At 65.3% G+C, this 16,042-nt stretch carries 17 protein-coding genes and 1 tRNA gene; 17 read left to right on the top strand and 1 reads right to left on the bottom strand.

Translation table 11 applies throughout. From position 1 onward, the window contains the following. Positions 1-7: 7 nt before the first annotated feature. The 7 genes from D002_RS0102430 (at position 8) to D002_RS0102400 (ending at position 6,738) form a co-directional block, all read left to right on the top strand. Positions 8-664, top strand: a complete 657-nt coding sequence (locus D002_RS0102430) for a DNA repair protein RecO (protein ID WP_018140316.1) — start codon at positions 8-10, stop codon at positions 662-664. Positions 665-699: 35 nt separating this feature from the next. Continuing rightward, positions 700-1,467 (top strand): pyridoxine 5'-phosphate synthase, encoded by a 768-nt coding sequence (gene pdxJ, locus D002_RS0102425; protein WP_018140315.1) that lies wholly within the window; start codon positions 700-702, stop codon positions 1,465-1,467. 7 nt (positions 1,468-1,474) lie between these two features. Beyond that, complete coding sequence (gene acpS / locus D002_RS0102420) at positions 1,475-1,867, top strand: holo-ACP synthase (protein WP_026181456.1); 393 nt, start codon at positions 1,475-1,477, stop codon at positions 1,865-1,867. Between the two features lie 153 nt (positions 1,868-2,020). Then, positions 2,021-3,235, top strand: coding sequence for an FtsH protease activity modulator HflK (hflK, locus tag D002_RS0102415; protein WP_018140313.1), 1,215 nt, complete (start codon positions 2,021-2,023; stop codon positions 3,233-3,235). Continuing rightward, entirely contained in the window at positions 3,235-4,119 is an 885-nt protein-coding gene (hflC, locus tag D002_RS0102410; RefSeq protein WP_018140312.1) for a protease modulator HflC, read from the top strand. Before hflK ends, hflC begins: the two co-directional genes overlap by 1 nt. Before the next feature lie 130 nt (positions 4,120-4,249). Further along, the gene (locus D002_RS0102405; RefSeq protein ID WP_018140311.1) at positions 4,250-5,434 is read left to right on the top strand and encodes an ATP phosphoribosyltransferase regulatory subunit; all 1,185 of its coding nucleotides are present in this window, start codon (positions 4,250-4,252) and stop codon (positions 5,432-5,434) included. 5 nt (positions 5,435-5,439) lie between these two features. Then, positions 5,440-6,738, top strand: a complete 1,299-nt coding sequence (locus tag D002_RS0102400) for an adenylosuccinate synthase (protein ID WP_018140310.1) — start codon at positions 5,440-5,442, stop codon at positions 6,736-6,738. Positions 6,739-6,899: 161 nt separating this feature from the next. On the opposite strand, the gene D002_RS0102395 is transcribed toward D002_RS0102400, so the two are convergent. Beyond that, positions 6,900-6,986, bottom strand: a tRNA-Leu gene (locus D002_RS0102395). 236 nt (positions 6,987-7,222) lie between these two features. On the opposite strand from D002_RS0102395, the gene rnr reads away from it, so the two are divergent. The 10 genes from rnr (at position 7,223) to dnaB (ending at position 16,042) form a co-directional block, all read left to right on the top strand. Continuing rightward, complete coding sequence (gene rnr / locus D002_RS0102390) at positions 7,223-9,952, top strand: ribonuclease R (RefSeq protein WP_018140309.1); 2,730 nt, start codon at positions 7,223-7,225, stop codon at positions 9,950-9,952. A gap of 79 nt (positions 9,953-10,031) precedes the next feature. Continuing rightward, positions 10,032-10,787, top strand: a complete 756-nt coding sequence (gene rlmB, locus D002_RS0102385; RefSeq protein ID WP_018140308.1) for a 23S rRNA (guanosine(2251)-2'-O)-methyltransferase RlmB — start codon at positions 10,032-10,034, stop codon at positions 10,785-10,787. Between the two features lie 27 nt (positions 10,788-10,814). Next, positions 10,815-11,129 carry a hypothetical protein gene (locus tag D002_RS0102380; protein ID WP_018140307.1) on the top strand — a complete coding sequence of 105 codons (315 nt, stop codon included), beginning with the start codon at positions 10,815-10,817 and terminating at the stop codon, positions 11,127-11,129. A 65-nt stretch (positions 11,130-11,194) separates the two neighbouring features. Further along, positions 11,195-11,821 (top strand): cytochrome c, encoded by a 627-nt coding sequence (locus tag D002_RS0102375; protein WP_026181455.1) that lies wholly within the window; start codon positions 11,195-11,197, stop codon positions 11,819-11,821. Next, positions 11,805-12,260: a cytochrome c gene (locus D002_RS0102370; RefSeq protein WP_018140306.1), complete on the top strand. Its 456-nt coding sequence runs from the start codon at positions 11,805-11,807 to the stop codon at positions 12,258-12,260. The genes D002_RS0102375 and D002_RS0102370 overlap by 17 nt, the downstream gene beginning before the upstream one ends. A gap of 169 nt (positions 12,261-12,429) precedes the next feature. Next, positions 12,430-12,834 carry a 30S ribosomal protein S6 gene (rpsF, locus tag D002_RS0102365; protein WP_018140305.1) on the top strand — a complete coding sequence of 135 codons (405 nt, stop codon included), beginning with the start codon at positions 12,430-12,432 and terminating at the stop codon, positions 12,832-12,834. A 42-nt stretch (positions 12,835-12,876) separates the two neighbouring features. Continuing rightward, complete coding sequence (gene rpsR, locus D002_RS0102360) at positions 12,877-13,101, top strand: 30S ribosomal protein S18 (protein WP_017940974.1); 225 nt, start codon at positions 12,877-12,879, stop codon at positions 13,099-13,101. Positions 13,102-13,132: 31 nt separating this feature from the next. Further along, positions 13,133-14,080 (top strand): hypothetical protein, encoded by a 948-nt coding sequence (locus D002_RS0102355; protein WP_018140304.1) that lies wholly within the window; start codon positions 13,133-13,135, stop codon positions 14,078-14,080. 68 nt (positions 14,081-14,148) lie between these two features. Beyond that, positions 14,149-14,598, top strand: a complete 450-nt coding sequence (gene rplI, locus D002_RS0102350) for a 50S ribosomal protein L9 (RefSeq protein WP_018140303.1) — start codon at positions 14,149-14,151, stop codon at positions 14,596-14,598. A gap of 79 nt (positions 14,599-14,677) precedes the next feature. After that, positions 14,678-16,042 (top strand): replicative DNA helicase, encoded by a 1,365-nt coding sequence (gene dnaB, locus D002_RS0102345; RefSeq protein WP_018140302.1) that lies wholly within the window; start codon positions 14,678-14,680, stop codon positions 16,040-16,042.

Below are 16,042 nucleotides of genomic sequence, written 5' to 3'. Positions count from 1 at the left end.
ACGCGCCATGAGTGCAGGTATCAGCGTCACCCAGGGGGTGGTACTGCATGCACGTCCGCTGCGCGAGAACAGCCGCATACTCGATTTGTTGACCGCCGAATCCGGTCGCCTGTCGGCCGTGGTGCGGGGCAAGGCGGGCTCGGTGCAGCCCTTCGTGTTGCTGGATCTGGGCTGGCGTGGGCGTGGCGAGCTGCCAACACTGAGCGTGGCCGAGCAGCAGCGCGTGTTCCCGCTCACCGGACGTTCGCTGGTCTGCGGCCTGTACCTGAACGAACTGATTCTGCGGCTTTATCCGCGCGAAGCGCCGATCCCGGAGGCCTTGCCGGCCCTGTTGGGGGCGTACGCACGACTTGCCGCCGGGGAACGGGCCGATACCGTGCTCCGGCGAGCCGAATGGGCATTGCTCGCGCCGCTCGATTCCGGGATGGAACACGTGGATCCGGAAGAGCTCGACCCGGACGCCTGGTATCGCTACGACCCCGAGGCCGGTCTGGAACCGGCACCCGCCGGTCGCGGGGCGACCATACCCGGTGCCGCCTTGCGGGCGCTGGTCAGCGGGCACGACGTGCCGGATAATCAGTCCCGCGTCAGCCGCGATTTCATGCGCTGGTTGATCGACACCCATCTGGCCGGGCGGCCTCTGCGGACCCGCGGTCTGCTGTAGTCACTCGCGTCGCAGCCACACAAGGGCACCGCATCATGTCGCATCCAGCTCCGTTGAAGCTCGGGGTCAATCTCGATCATATCGCCACGATTCGGCAGGCGCGGCATACGCCGTATCCGGATCTGATGCAGGCGGTGCGCCTGGCCGAGGCGAGCGGTGCGGACTCGATCACCCTGCATCTACGCGAGGACCGCCGCCACATCCAGGATGACGATGTGTTCGGGATCAAACCCCGGCTCAAGGTCCCGATGAACCTGGAGATGGCGGCAACCGAAGGGATGCAGGCGATTGCCCTGAAACTGCGCCCGGAGGCCTGCTGCATCGTGCCGGAAAAGCGCGAGGAGCTGACCACCGAAGGTGGGCTGGATGCGGTGGGGCAGCGGGAGCGGCTGCGCGCGTTTGTCGAGCCGCTGACGGCCGCCGGGATCGAGGTCTCGCTGTTCGTGGAGCCGGATGCTCGCCAGCTGGAGGCCGCCGTGGCGATCGGCGCCCCGGTTGTGGAACTGCACACGGGCGCCTACGCCAATGCCCGTGATGCGGGCGAGCGCGAACGTCTCCTGGCCGGGATTAACGATGCGGCCGAGGCAGGTCGACAGATGGGCTTGATCATCAATGCCGGACACGGTCTGGATTACGACAATGTTCGTCCTATCGCCGCCAACCCGGTATTCCACGAACTGAACATCGGCCACTCGATCGTGGCCCGCGCCCTGTTCACGGGCTTGCCGGAGGCGGTCAGTCATATGCGTGGTCTGATGGATGCCGCGCGGCAAGGGCTGCCGGCCGGACAGTATCCGGTCTGAGCGCGCGATGATCCTCGGCATCGGGACCGATCTGGTGCAGGTGGCACGCATGCAGGGCATGTGGGAGCGCCACGGCCGCCGGCTGGCGGAGCGCATCCTGCATCCGCAGGAGCGCCTGGAGTTGCCCGAGCAGAATCCCGCCGGGTTCCTGGCGCGCCGCTTCGCCGCCAAGGAGGCCCTTTCCAAGGCGCTGGGCTGCGGGGTGGGAGCGGACATGGCCCTGGCGGAAGCGGCGGTGACGCACGATAGTCGAGGGCGCCCGGAGTTTTTGCTGGAGGGCCGTGCTGGGGCGACCGCCGAGCGCCTTGGGGCGGGGGTGATCCATCTGAGTATCAGTGACGAACGCGAATACGCCCAGGCGTTTGTGATTATCGAGTCCGCGGGCGTCGCCAGACCCTGATCGACGCTCCGCTGAGGGCCTATACCCGCAATCCCCGCCGGGCGCGCTTGCCGGGCCGGGGGTGGCTCCCTAGAATGTGTCCCCTTATGCCTGCCACGGTGTCTCTGGATTCCGTGTCGGGCGCAGCCCTGAGTGAGTGACGGAGTCCAGTCCATGCCCTGGAATGAACCGGGAAACAACAACCGCGACCCCTGGAGTGGAGGTGGTGGCGGCCAGCGCGGTAGCGGTGGCGGTGGTGGGGGCAACCAGCCCCCCGATCTCGAAGAGATGATGCGCAAGCTGTCGCGTCAGCTGAACGGGATCTTTGGCGGGGGCGGCAGTGGCGGTTCCGACGGTTCCAGTTCCGGTGGCATGGGGCGTGGTACCCAGGCGCTGGTCAGCCTTGGTTTGATCATCGCCCTGGTCGTCTGGCTGGCCTCCGGTTTTCATATCATCTCGGAAGGCGAGCGCGGCGTCGTGCTCCGGTTCGGTGAATTCCAGCAAGTGAAGAATCCGGGGCCGGGCTGGCACCTGCCCTATCCCATCGAGCGCATCGAGATCGAGAACGTCGACAACGTGCGTACGTTGGAGCACCGCGCGCTGATGCTGACTCGTGACGAGAACATCATTGATGTGGATATCGCGGTGCAGTACCGCATCCTTGATCTGGTCGACTTCCTGTTCAACGTGCGTAACCCCGACTCCACCGTGAACCAGGTGATGGAGTCGGCGATTCGTGAGCGAGTGGGCCGGTCGAACCTCGATTTCATCCTCGGCGAGGGGCGTGGCGAGATCGCCTCGACGGCGCGGACGGTGATGCAGGAGAACCTGGATGCCTATGGCGCCGGGATCGTGGTGACCGCCGTGTCCATGCAGCAGGCGCAGCCGCCGGAACCGGTGCAGGAGTCCTTCGCCGACGCCATCCGCGCGCGTGAGGACGAGGTTCGTTTCCGTAACGAGGCCGAGGCCTACGCCAACGGCGTGATCCCGCGGGCTCGCGGTCAGGCGGCGCGCATCATCGAAGAGGCCGAGGGCTATCGGGACCAGGTCATTGCCCGTGCCGAGGGTGATGCATCCCGCTTCGACCAGCTGCTGGTCGAATACCAGCAGTACCCGGAAGTGACCCGGGATCGTCTCTACCTGGAAGCGGTCGAGGCTGTACTTGAGGATTCGCGCAAGCTGATGCTGGATGTCGGGAGCAGCAACAACCTGATGATGCTCCCGCTGGATCAGTTGTTCCAGGGCGGGCGTACCGGCAACCGTTCGAGTGATGGCCCGACGCCGCAGCCGCTGGACACCAGTCGCGGTAGTTTTACCAACAGTGGCACGAGCACGGGCCGTCTGGGTGATCGCAACCCGGCCACCCAGCGTTCGCGGGAGGTGCGCTAATGTTCCGCATAGCCGGTATTGCCGTGGTCGTGCTCGGTATCGTGGTCGCGTTGTCGACCTACACCGTCGACGAGCGTGATCGCGTGATCAAGTTCGCCCTGGGGGAGATCCGCGAGGTGGATCCCTCCCCGGGTCTGCATTTCAAGTTCCCGCTGATCCAGAACGTCGAGAAATTCGACGCCCGGATCATGACGCTGAACATCCCGCCGGATCGGTTCCTGACCTCCGAGGCGAAAAACATCATCGTCGATTTCTATGCCAAGTGGCGGATTGACGATGTCGGCCAGTTCTACCGCGCAACCCGCGGCGACGAGCGCCTGGCCGAGGAGCGTTTGGCGCAGATCCTGCGCGACGGGATGCGAAACGAGTTTGCCCGTTTCGAGCTCCAGGATGTGGTGGCGGGCGAACGCCTGACCATCATGGGTGCAGTGCGTCAGACAGCGCTGGAGACTGCGCAAGAGCTGGGGATCGATCTGGTCGATGTGCGTATCCGCCGGATGGACCTGCCGGAGGAGGTCTCCGAGTCGGTGTACGAGCGTATGCGGGCCGAGCGTCAGCGTGTGGCGCAGGACTTCCGCGCCCGAGGGCAGGAAGAGGCCGAGCGCATTCGCTCGCGTGCTGACCGCGACCGCACCGTGATCCTGGCGAATGCCTATCGCGATTCCGAGGAGATCCGGGGTGCGGGTGACGCCCGCGCCACCGAAACGCTCGGGCAGTCGTTCGGCGAGGACGAAGAGTTCTTCCGCTTCTACCGCAGCCTGATTGCCTATCGCAACAGCATGAGCGGCGAGAACAGCACCTTTATCCTGGAACCGAACTCAGAGTTCTTCCAGTTCTTCAACGCGCCCGGCGGTGAACGTCCGGCCCCGTTGCCGGCTCGCTAGCTCGGCCTCCGAGGGCAAGCGGCAGCGGCCGCATTGAGGCAGGCCGTTCGCATCGGGCCCGGAACATTCCGGGCCCGTCTTTTGCCGGGCGCCCGCGCGTGATGCACCACAGGACACGAACAGGGACGAGATGACCGATATCAATCGCTGGTTGCTGCCGGATGGGCTGGAGGAGGCGCTTCCGGATGCCGCGCGTCGACTGGAGGCCCTGCGTCGCCGGGTGCTGGATCAGTTCGATACCTGGGGCTATGACCTGGTCATGCCACCGCTGGCCGAATACCTGGAGTCTTTGCTGACCGGGGCGGGGCATGCCCTGGATCTGCAGACCTTCAAGCTCACCGATCAGATGACGGGGCGCATGATGGGTGTGCGCGCAGATTTGACGCCACAGGTCGCCCGCATCGATGCCCACCGTCTACGGGTCGAGGGAACGAACCGCCTTTGCTACGTCGGTAGCGCACTGCGCACGCGAGCGGACGAGTGGTCCGGTTCGCGCAGTCCGCTTCAAGCCGGTGCCGAACTGTTTGGGCATGATGGGCTGGATAGCGATATCGAGATCATCCGACTGATGTTGGCCACCCTTTCGGTTTGCGGTGTCGAACACACAAGCCTGGATCTGGGCCATGTCGGCATCTATCGTGCGCTGGCGCGTGACGCGGGCCTGGACGAAAGTCAGGAGCAGGATTTCTTCGATCAGCTTCAACGCAAGAGTGTGCCCGAGATCGAAGATACGCTGGCGCGTTGGCAGGACACCGGGATGGATGCGGCTGCCTGTGCACGGCTGCGGCGGCTGGCGGACTTGAATGGCGATGCGACCGTGCTGGACACGGCACGCGAGGCGTTGGAAGGTGCACCGGCCGAGGTAGTCACGGCGCTGGATCACCTGCAGGCGGTTGTTGCCCGTCTGGAGGCGAGCGAGCCCGGGCTCGATCTGCACCTGGACCTGGCCGAGTTGCGAGGCTACGCCTATCATACGGGCCTGGTATTTGCGGCCTTTGTGCCGGGTTCGGGGCAGGCCATCGCGCGCGGCGGACGCTACAACGAGATTGGGCGCGTCTTCGGGCGCGCTCGCGCCGCCACGGGTTTTAGCACGGACCTGCGGGCATTTGTGCGGCGCGAAAACGGTCAAAATGGACCGGTCCGCCAGACGGTCGCTGCGCCGGCCACGGGTGGTGCGGACCTCGAGGCCGCGATTGCGGACCTGCGTGCTCGAGGGCAGCGTGTGGTGCGTGAACTGGAAGGGCAGAACAACGAATCTCCCACGGATGCGCGTCTTGAACGGCGTGATGGGCAATGGACGGTAGTGGAGCATTGAAGGCGATGGGACGTTTTGTAGTCGTACTGGGAAGCCAGTGGGGAGACGAGGGCAAGGGCAAGATCGTCGATCGTCTGACCGAGGATGCCGCGGCCGTCGTGCGCTTCCAGGGCGGCCACAATGCCGGCCACACCCTGGTCATCAATGGCGAAAAGACCGTGCTCCATCTGATTCCCTCGGGCATCCTGCGCGAAGGCGTGGAGTGCATGATTGGCAACGGGGTGGTGCTGTCCCCCGAGGCGCTGATCACCGAGATGGAAGAGCTGGAGGCGCGTGGTGTGCCGGTGGCGGACCGCCTGCGGTTGTCCGATGCCTGCCAGGTGATCCTGCCGTACCACGTGGCGCTGGACCATGCGCGTGAGAAGGCCCGTGGGAAGGCGGCGATTGGCACTACCGGCCGGGGTATTGGCCCGGCGTACGAAGACAAGGTCGCCCGCCGGGGTTTGCGCCTGGACGACCTGTTTCACCGTGAGCGCCTGGCCGCCAAGCTGGGCGAGGTCATGGACTATCACAACTTCGCGCTCAAGCATTACTTCAAGGCGCCGACCGTAGATCAGCAACAGGTCCTCGAGCAGTGCCTCGCCCATGCCGAACGTCTGCAGCCGATGGTCACCGATGTGGCCGGACGCCTGCACGAGCTGCGCGAGCAGGGCAAGGACGTGATGTTCGAGGGTGCCCAGGGGACGTTGCTGGATATCGACCACGGGACCTACCCGTTCGTGACCTCCTCCAATACCACTGCTGGCGGGGCCTCGACCGGTTCCGGGGTGGGCCCGCGCGATATCGACTACGTGTTGGGAATTACCAAGGCGTACACCACCCGCGTCGGCGCCGGTCCGTTCCCGACTGAACTGTTCGATAACATGGGCGAACACCTGGCCCGCCAAGGCAACGAATTTGGGTCTACCACCGGGCGTGCGCGTCGGTGCGGCTGGTTCGATGCCGTCGCCCTGAAACGGGCGGTCAAGATCAACAGCATTAGCGGTCTTTGCATGACCAAGCTGGACGTGCTGGACGGGCTGGAGAACGTGCAGATCTGCGTGGGCTACAAGTGCGATGACGGCGCGACCCGCGAGGCGCCCCCGTCCGGTGCCGAGGCCTATGCCGCCTGTACCCCGATCTACGAGGAGATGCCGGGTTGGAAGGAATCCACCGTAGGGGTCCGCGAATACGCGAAGCTGCCGGCGAATGCACGGGCGTATCTGGAGCGTCTGAGCGAAGTGGTTGGGGTGCCGATCGATATGATCTCCACCGGGCCGGATCGGGACGAAACCCTGGTCCTGCGCGATCCCTTCGACAGCTGATTCTTGGGGTCGCGAGGTCGGGGCGTGTCGCCTCCGGCCCGGGGCTACCCTCGCGGGTCCCATGTGCGATTCAATCGGGATTGCACACGCGAAAATCGACGTCATCCGTTCGGATGTCGCGCGAGTCAGATCAGCAGAAGGGTTTTGGTGAAGCTGAAAAATGGTGCCGAGGAGAGGACTTGAACCTCCACGAGCTTTCGCTCACTAGCACCTGAAGCTAGCGCGTCTACCAATTCCGCCACCTCGGCACGAGGTTGGACCTTGAGGGGTCCTGCGCTTCAGGAGCGCGCAATATAGTGTGCGGCCGAGAGGCTGTCAACGCCCCGCGGCCTTAAATCTGCGCGCCCGGGGTAGGCGGTCGACGCCCTGCAAATGCCGTTCTGCGCAACAAAATTCCGCATGCCTCATAATGGGCGTTTACTTGCGCGCCCGGCCGGATTCCCGGCAAGGGGCTGCCCATTGCAACATCCACAGAGTTCACTGAATGCCAAGACAACGTCGCAAGACCCCCGCCGATCCGAATTTCGAGCGCGAGGCGCAGAAGTACGACAACCCCATCCCCAGCCGCGAGTTCATTCTCGGGCTCCTGCAGGAAGCCGACAATCCGCTGTCCTACGACGAGATCGCGGAACGGCTGAAGATCGACGACGATGATCGTCTCGAGGCCCTGCGCCGCCGCCTGAAGGCGATGGAGCGAGACGGCCAGGCCCTTTGCAACCGGCGTGGTGCCTATCTGCCCGTGAACCAGGAAGACCTGATCCGCGGTCGCGTGATCGGTCACCCGGACGGTTTTGGCTTCCTCGTGCCGGACGAGCAGGACGATGACTTGTTCCTGTCGCCCAAGCAGATGCGCGGCGTGTTTCATGGCGACCGCGCGCTGGCTCGTGTCATGGGCGTGGATCGTCGTGGTCGCCGCGAGGGCGGGATTGTCGAGGTGCTCGAGCGCAATACCACCCAAGTGGTCGGGCGCCTCAAGATCGAGGACGGCGTGGGTCTTCTGACCCCGGACAACAAGCGCATTACCCACGAGATCCTGGTGCCGCCGGATGGTCTGGGCGAGGCCGACGACGACCAGATCGTGGTCGTGCGCATTCGCGAGTCCGCTTCGCGTACCGCGCGCCTAAAGGGCGACGTGGTCGAGGTGCTCGGCGAGCACATGGCGCCGGGTATGGAGATCGACATTGCCATCCGTGCCCACAGTCTTCCGCACGAGTGGCCGGACGAAGTGATCGCCGCAGCTGATTCCCTTGGCGCCGAGGTGGCGGAGAAGGACAAGAAGGGTCGCCTGGATCTGCGCGACAAGCCCTTCGTGACCATTGACGGGGACGATGCCCGCGACTTCGACGACGCCCTGTACTGCGAGCCGGAAGGCAAGGGCTGGCGTTTGTGGGTCGCGATTGCCGACGTATCGCATTACGTCGAACGCGATTCGGCCCTGGACCGCGAGGGACGGACTCGTGGCACCTCGGTGTACTTCCCGAACAACGTGATCCCGATGCTGCCGGAGGCCCTGTCCAACGGACTGTGCTCGCTGAACCCGAACGTCGACCGCCTCAGTATGGTGTGCGAGATGGAAATCGGCGCCCGCGGTGCACTGAAGGGCTTCCGTTTTCACGAGGGCCTGATTCGTTCGCATGCGCGACTGATTTATGAAGATGTGGCGCAGATGCTCCAGGGCGATTCCGCGCTGCGTGAGAAGAATGCGCACGTGATGCCGCACTTGGAGACGCTGCAGCAGGTGTTCAAGGCGCTGCACGCGTCGCGCAATCGGCGCGGGGCGATCGATTTTGATACCACCGAGACGAAAATCGTCTTCGGTGAGGACCGCAAGATCGAGAAGATCGTCCCGACCGAGCGTACCGACGCGCACCGCCTGGTCGAGGAATGCATGATCATGGCGAACGTGGCCGCCGCACGCTTCCTGAAGAAGCACAAGGTGCCGGCCTTGTACCGCATCCATGATCAGCCGCCGTCGGACAAGATCGACGACCTGCGAGAATTCCTGAATGGTGCCGGTCTGAACCTGGGGGGTGGTGCCGAACCGACCCCGGCCGACTACACGACGGTCCTGAAGGCCGCGCGCCAGCGCACCGATCAGCAACTGATCCAGACCGTCCTCCTGCGGTCGCTGAGTCAGGCGGTCTATGCGCCGGAGCTCGATGGGCATTTTGGCCTGGCCCTGGATGACTACGCGCACTTCACCTCGCCGATCCGTCGCTATCCGGATCTCCTGGTGCATCGCGGTATCCGCCACGTCCTGCGCAAGGGCAGTCGCAAGGGTTTCCCGTATTCGCACACCGAGATGGAACAGCTGGGTGAGCACTGCTCCATGGCCGAGCGGCGTGCGGACGATGCCACCCGTGACGCCATCGCCTGGCTCAAGGCCGAGTACATGCAGGACAAGGTCGGGGAGACCTTCGAGGGCGTGGTCTCGGGCGTCACCGGATTCGGTTTGTTCGTCGAGATCAAGGATGTCTATATCGAGGGGCTGGTCCATGTGACCAGCCTGGACAACGACTTCTATCACTTCGATCCCTCGCGCCATTCGCTGACCGGCGAGCGCGGTGGTCGCGTGTTCCGTATTGGTGATGTGCTGAAGGTGCAGGTGGCACGGGTCAGCCTGGACGATCGCAAGATCGACCTGGCCCTGGCCGAAGAGGCCGGCAAGCCCCGGTCGTCGGATCCGCCGCCGAAGAAGCGCAGTCGCCGCAGCAAACGCCGCAAGGACGCCGACGCGCCCAGTGCCGAGTCCGCCGCGGCCGAAGCGACAGCGGAAGCCACCACCGAGAAACCGTCGCACGAAGCGGCACCCGCGCCGAAGAAGCGCAACCGTCGCGGCAAGCGGCGCCAGGATGCCGATGCGTCTGCTGCCGAATCGGCTCCAGTCGAGTCAGCACCGAAAGCGCCTGTCGGGAAACCGGATGCCGATGAGACGCCGGCGCCAAAGAAGAAACGCCGTCGTCGTGGGGGGCGCCGTCGCGGCGGTGGTGGTGGCGATTCCGGTGCGTCCGACGCACAGCCGGATTCCCAGGCGGATACGCATGCGGATCACCAGGCCGAGGCCGTCCCGGATGCTCCGGAGCCTGGCAACGAGGCGGTGCCCCCGCCGAAGCCAGAAAGCGACAAGGATGGCAATACGATTGTCGAGTCCGGTCCGACCGACGAGGCGTCCAAGTCTCCGCGTCGCCGGGGACGGCGCCGGCGCCCGTCCTGAGGGGCCGCGTGCCGACTTCGCGTAGCCATCTTGCAAGATCCGCGTCCGCTACTGCCGCTGGACGGGTCGGGAGCGCACGATGAGCAAGGGTGGCAAGGGTAGCCGGGCCGAGACGTTTGGCGGTATCCATGCGGTGGCGGCTGTGTTGCAGCAGGCGCCCGAGCGCGTCAAAAGCCTGCAGCTGGCGACCGACCCGATCGAGCCCGCGCTGGAGCGGCTGCTTCGGCTGGCCGAATCGAGCGGGATATCGGTCGAGCGCGTCGGCCGCGAGCGCCTGGATCAGCACCATCCCGGGTTTCAGAACCAGGGTGTAATTGCGCATTGCAAACCGCGGCCGGTCGTGGACGAGCGGACCCTGGTGGAGCGCGTCCGCGACGGGCTTGATCTGATTCTGGTGCTGGATGGCGTGACCGACCCGCATAACCTTGGGGCTTGCCTGCGCACTGCGGATGCTGCCGGCGCCGGTGCGGTGGTGATGCCGCGCCATCACAGTGCGGCTCTGACCCCCGCGGCTATCAAGGTCGCCTCCGGTGCAGCCGAGACGGTTCCCGTCGTCAGTGTTGGGAACCTTGCCCGCACCCTGTCGGGGCTGAAAGACGCCGGGATGTGGACGGTGGGGCTGGCCGGGGAGGCGGAGCAAAGCCTCTACCAGGTGGACCTGCGTGTACCCACCGCCATCGTGATGGGGGCCGAGGGCGAAGGGCTGCGCCGTCTGACCCGCGAGGCCTGCGATCATCTCGCCAGGATCCCGATGGGCGGCACGGTGGAGAGCCTGAACGTCTCGGTGGCGACGGGCATCACGCTGTTCGAGGTCCGCCGCCAGCGCCAATGCTGACGGCGCCGGCCCTGATACACTCGGTACATGCGCGTACGTCCTCGACCGTTCCTCTGGCTGTTGCTGCTGTTGCCCCTGCTGGTGATGGCGCAAACCGCGCATGCGGCCGACATGGCGACTATGCACACCGAGCCCGTGGAGATGGAGGCCTCCATGCACTGCGAGGGCGCGCACTGCGATCATCACGCCGAGCATGAATGTTCCAGCCACGGTGGCTGTTGCATGGCCCCGCTGGCGACTGTTGTCTCGCTTGCGACGAAGCTGACCCGGGTGCTCGCCGACCCCCTGGTCCAGCCGACCCGGTTGTCCGTCGAGCCCCCGAGCCCTCCACCGAGATCCTGATTCCCCTGTCCCGGGACGCGGCCTGGCCGCGTCCGTTTTGATGATTGCGACAGCGAGGAATCGAGATGTCTTTTGCAACCGCTTTTCCGGTCAGCGTCCTGCTGGCCACGAGCCTGACCCTGGCCACGCCGCTCGCGGCGAGCGAGGGCCACGACCACCATCACGGTGAGCCGACCCATGATCACCATGACCATTCCGGCCAGGGTGACCACCACGGCCATGACCATCACGCGCACGATGACCCCATGCACGACCACGACGCGCATGAACATCGCTGGGAGGCACCTTCCGATGCGGCCGAGCGCGATAACCCCCACGCGGCGGACGAGGTATCCATTCGCATGGGCCGGGATGCCTACAAGGCCCAGTGCCTGGTCTGCCACGGGGAGGCCGGCGCCGGTGACGGCCCGCGGGCGCGTGCGCTGGAGTCGCGTCCAGCCGATTTTCGGGAACACGCCGGGGGGCACACCGCAGGCGAATACCACTGGATGATTCGCGAGGGTTCGGGCGAGATGCCCGCCTTTGCCGGTGTGCTGGACGACGACGAGATCTGGCACGTGGTCAATTACATCCGCTACGAGCTGGCCGATGCCGGCGACGACCCCTCGGATGACCACGATGGCCAGCACGCGCCTGAGCGGCACGACGACCACGACCACCACAACGGGGGCCATCATGGGCATGCGCATTAAGTCGGTCGGGGCACTGGTGGTCGCGCTGGCCCTTGCCGGCCTGCTCGCCGGATGTGGCGAGCAGGCCCCGGAGGCGGCGAAGGAGCGCGCGCCCTATCCGATCCAGGGGCTTGCCAATGTCGAGCTGTATGGCGATCCACGCGCGGGTCAGGAGGGCTTCCAGCAGAGTTGCTCGGAGTGTCATGGAGCGGATGCCCGCGGGACGGACCAGGGGCCGGCGATCGTCCATCGGATCTACGAGCCGTCGCACCACGCCGACATTACCTTCTTTATCGCCGTGGAGCGTGGGGTCGTCGCGCATCACTGGGAGTACGGTGACATGCCGCCGATCCCTGGGCTGGAGCACGAGGACGTGGCCGACATCGTTGCCTGGGTTCGTCATGAGCAGCGGGATGACGGGATCATCCCGGATCACGAATGGCCCGTGGGAGGTGACTGATTGCATCGCAGTCCTGACCCCGCACGGGAAGTGGGGCTAGGGCCAGGCTTGTTGCCGAGCTGCGCTTCGGTTATCGTATCGCGCCTTTCTGCCCCGCGGGCGAACCCCGCGCGGCCGAACCCTTGCCTCACCGCGTGGACGGGAGGCTGATACCCGCAAGGAGTTCCCAATGCGTCATTACGAAGTTGTGTTCCTGGTCCACCCCGACCAGAGCGAGCAGGTCCCGGCGATGATCGAGCGCTACAAGGGCCTGGTCGAAGGCCATGAAGGCAAGATCCATCGCCTGGAAGACTGGGGCCGCCGTCAGCTGGCCTACCCGATTCAGAAGCTGGTGAAGGCGCACTACGTGCTCATGAACATCGAAGCCTCGGAAGAGGCGATGGAAGAGCTCGCCAGCGCATTCCGTTTCAACGATGCCGTGCTGCGCCATCTGGCGATGCGCATGGAAGAGGCCGTGACCGAGACCTCCCCGCTGGCCAAGGGCCAGGAAGAGGAGAACGCCAAGGGCCGTCGCCGCGAGCGCGACGACGAGGGTGGCGAGTCCGCTCTCGACGACTCGGCCGTCGCCGAGTAAGTCCTGCCCGTTCACTGACCGAATTGTTGAAGGAGATCTGACATGGCCCGTTTTCCGCGTCGCCGTAAGTACTGCAAGTTCACCGCCGAAGGCATCGATTACATCGATTACAAGGATCTGAACCTGCTCAAGGGTTTTGTTACCGAGACCGGCAAGATCGTGCCCAGTCGTGTGACTGGCACCAGCGCCAAGTATCAGCGTCAGCTGGCTACCGCCGTGAAGCGTGCGCGCTTCCTCGCCCTGCTGCCGTACAGCGACAACCACTAAACCTCGCGCCGGTTTTGCCGGGGCCGTCGTGATGCGGGCACTGGCCGACTTTGCGATGAAGAGCCGGGGCCGCGCCGTGGGCGCGGTCTCCGGCTTTGGCGTGGTGGGGCTGTTCCTGCCGCCGATCGCCATTCTGGGTAGCGCATTGGTAGCCCTGGTCGGGCTGCGTATCGGGCTCGGGCAGGCGGTGCTGGTGGTGGCGCTGTCGTCTGTGGTGCTGGGCGTGGCGATGTTCGCTCTGCTGCCCGGGGCGCCATTGTTCGCCGGCGTGATGGCCGGCTTTGTGCAGTGGGCTCCGGTGGCGTTGCTTGCCGAGCTCTTGCGGCGCACGGTCTCTTGGCCGGTGACGCTGCAGGTGGCCGCCGGGGTTGCCGGGGCCGGGGTGCTGCTGGTGCACCTGCTGGTGCCGGACCTGGAAGCGACCTGGGCGCGGGTAGGCATGGCCCTGCTGGGCCCGCTGGTTGAGGGTGCGGATACCGGCCCCCAGGAGCTGGAGGCCGCGCTTCGTCGGATGGCCCCGTATCTGACGGGCCTGTTCGCCGGGATCGTGCTGCTGAGTCTGACGCTGGCGGTGTTGCTAGGCCGCTATTGGCAGGCGCTGCTGTACAACCCGGGGGCGTTCGGCGAGGAATTCCGGGCGTTGCAGTTCGGCCGGACGACCAGCGCAGCCACTTTGTTGCTGGCGGGCCTCGGGCACCTGGGACCCGTTCCGCTGGCGACCGAGCTGGCGTTCATCCTGGCGGTGCTGTTCTTCCTCCAGGGGGTTGCGCTGATGCATGCGCTGACCTTCCGCCAGGGAATGAGCAGTTTCTGGCTGGTCGGGATGTATCTGCTGATGGCACTGGCGCTGCCGCAGATGTTTCTGCTGCTGGCGACGATCGGGGTGATCGATGCCTGGGCGGACATCCGCTCGCGCCTTGGCGCGCTGGGCGGGCGCAAGGGTCCGGGTGACGGACCGGACGGTGACAACAATTCGTGAGACCGGTCCGCGACCGGTGTAAACTGAGCCCTTTTGGGGGCTGACCCAACGTTACAGGAATACCTAAGATGGAAGTCATTCTGCTGGAAAAGATCGATAACCTGGGCACCCTCGGTGACCGCGTCACCGTGCGCCCCGGTTTTGCCCGTAATTACCTGCTGCCGCAGGGCAAGGCCAAGTTCGCTACCGCGGAGAACATTGCCGAGTTCGAAGCGCGCCGCGCCGAACTGGAGAAGGCCGCCGCCGAAGCCCTGGCCGAGGCGGAAGCCCGCAAGGAAAAGCTGGATGGCACGGTGCTCGAGATCACCGCGAAGTCCGGTGGCGAAGGCAAGCTGTTCGGCTCCATCGGCCCGGCCGATATCGCCGATGCCCTGACCGCCAAGGGCACCGAAGTCGAGAAGCGCGAGGTGCGCATGCCGGAAGGCCCGCTGCGGACGACCGGGGAGTTCGAGCTGACTCTGCACCTGCATTCGGACGTGGACGTCGACATCCGCGTCGTCGTGATCGGCGAAGAGTGATCGGCTGGATGTCGGGAGGGTGGCCCCACCGGGTCGCTGATACCCGGCGCATGGGCGGGTTCGCGGGAGCGGCCCGGTCATGATCCCGAATCCGCGGGTACCCCCGCATTCCGAGGAGGCCGAGCAGGCGGTCCTCGGGGGGCTGATGCTGGACAACGGTGCCTGGGATCGGGTGGCCGACCGCATCACCGCAGAAGACTTCTATCGCCACGACCACCGCCTGATCTTTCGGGCGGTGTCGTCGCTGGCGGATCGTAACGCCCCGTTCGACATGGTGACCGTCTCGGAACAGCTCGACCGCATGGACGAGCTGGAGTCCGCGGGCGGCATGGCCTACCTCGGACGTCTTGCATCCGAGACCCCGAGTGCCGCGAATATCGTGGCCTATGCCGACATCGTTCGCGAGCGTTCCATCCTGCGCTCGCTGATCTCGGTCGGCACCGAGATTGCCGATTCCGCGTTTACCCCCGAAGGCCGCGACTCCAAGGAGCTGCTGGACGTAGCGGAGCAGAAGGTGTTCCGCATCGCCGAGCAGGGCGCGCGGGGTGCGCAGGGTTTCCGTGGCATGAAGCCGTTGCTCACCGCGGCCGTCGATCAGATCGAGCACCTCTACGAGAGCAAAAACCCGATCACCGGTCTGGCGACCGGGTATCAGGATCTCGACAACCTGACGTCCGGGCTGAATCCGGGGGACTTGGTGATCGTCGCCGGGCGGCCTTCCATGGGCAAGACCAGTTTCGCGATGAACATCGCCGAATACGTGGCGATGAAGAACACCGCCCCGGTCGCGATCTTCTCCATGGAAATGCCTGGCGAACAGCTGGCGATGCGTCTGCTGTCCTCCATGGGGCGTATCAATCAGCAGAAGCTGCGTTCGGGGCGTCTGGATGATGGCGATTGGCCGCGGCTGACCAGCGCGGTGCAGATGCTGTCCGAGGCGCCCCTGTTCATCGACGACAGCCCGGCGCTCAGCCCAACCGAGCTGCGGGCACGGACCCGCCGTCTGATGCGCGAGCACAAGGGCCTGGGGCTGATCGTGGTCGACTATCTGCAGCTCATGCAGTTTCCCGGTAGCGGCGAGAGCCGTGCCCACGAGATCTCCGAGATCTCGCGCGGGCTGAAGGCCCTGGCCAAGGAGTTGAGCGTGCCGATGATTGCGCTTTCACAGCTCAATCGCTCACTGGAACAGCGCCCCAACAAACGTCCGGTCATGTCGGACCTGCGCGAGTCCGGGGCCATCGAGCAAGACGCCGATGTGATCGCCTTCGTCTACCGTGACGAGGTCTACAACGACGAATCGCCCGATAAGGGCACGGCCGAGATCATTATCGCCAAACAGCGTAACGGCCCTATCGGGACCGTGCGCCTGACGTTCCGCGGGCAGTTCACCCGCTTCGAGAACTACGCTCCCGACGTCTACGGCGAGATCGGCCACGAGGCCTGA

The sequence above is a fragment of the Thioalkalivibrio sp. ALJ7 genome, assembly GCF_000376865.1.
Taxonomy (GTDB): Bacteria; Pseudomonadota; Gammaproteobacteria; order Ectothiorhodospirales; family Ectothiorhodospiraceae; genus Thioalkalivibrio.
The sequence above is the reverse complement of the archived record's forward strand: the minus strand, read 5'-3'. Positions and strand labels throughout refer to the sequence as shown.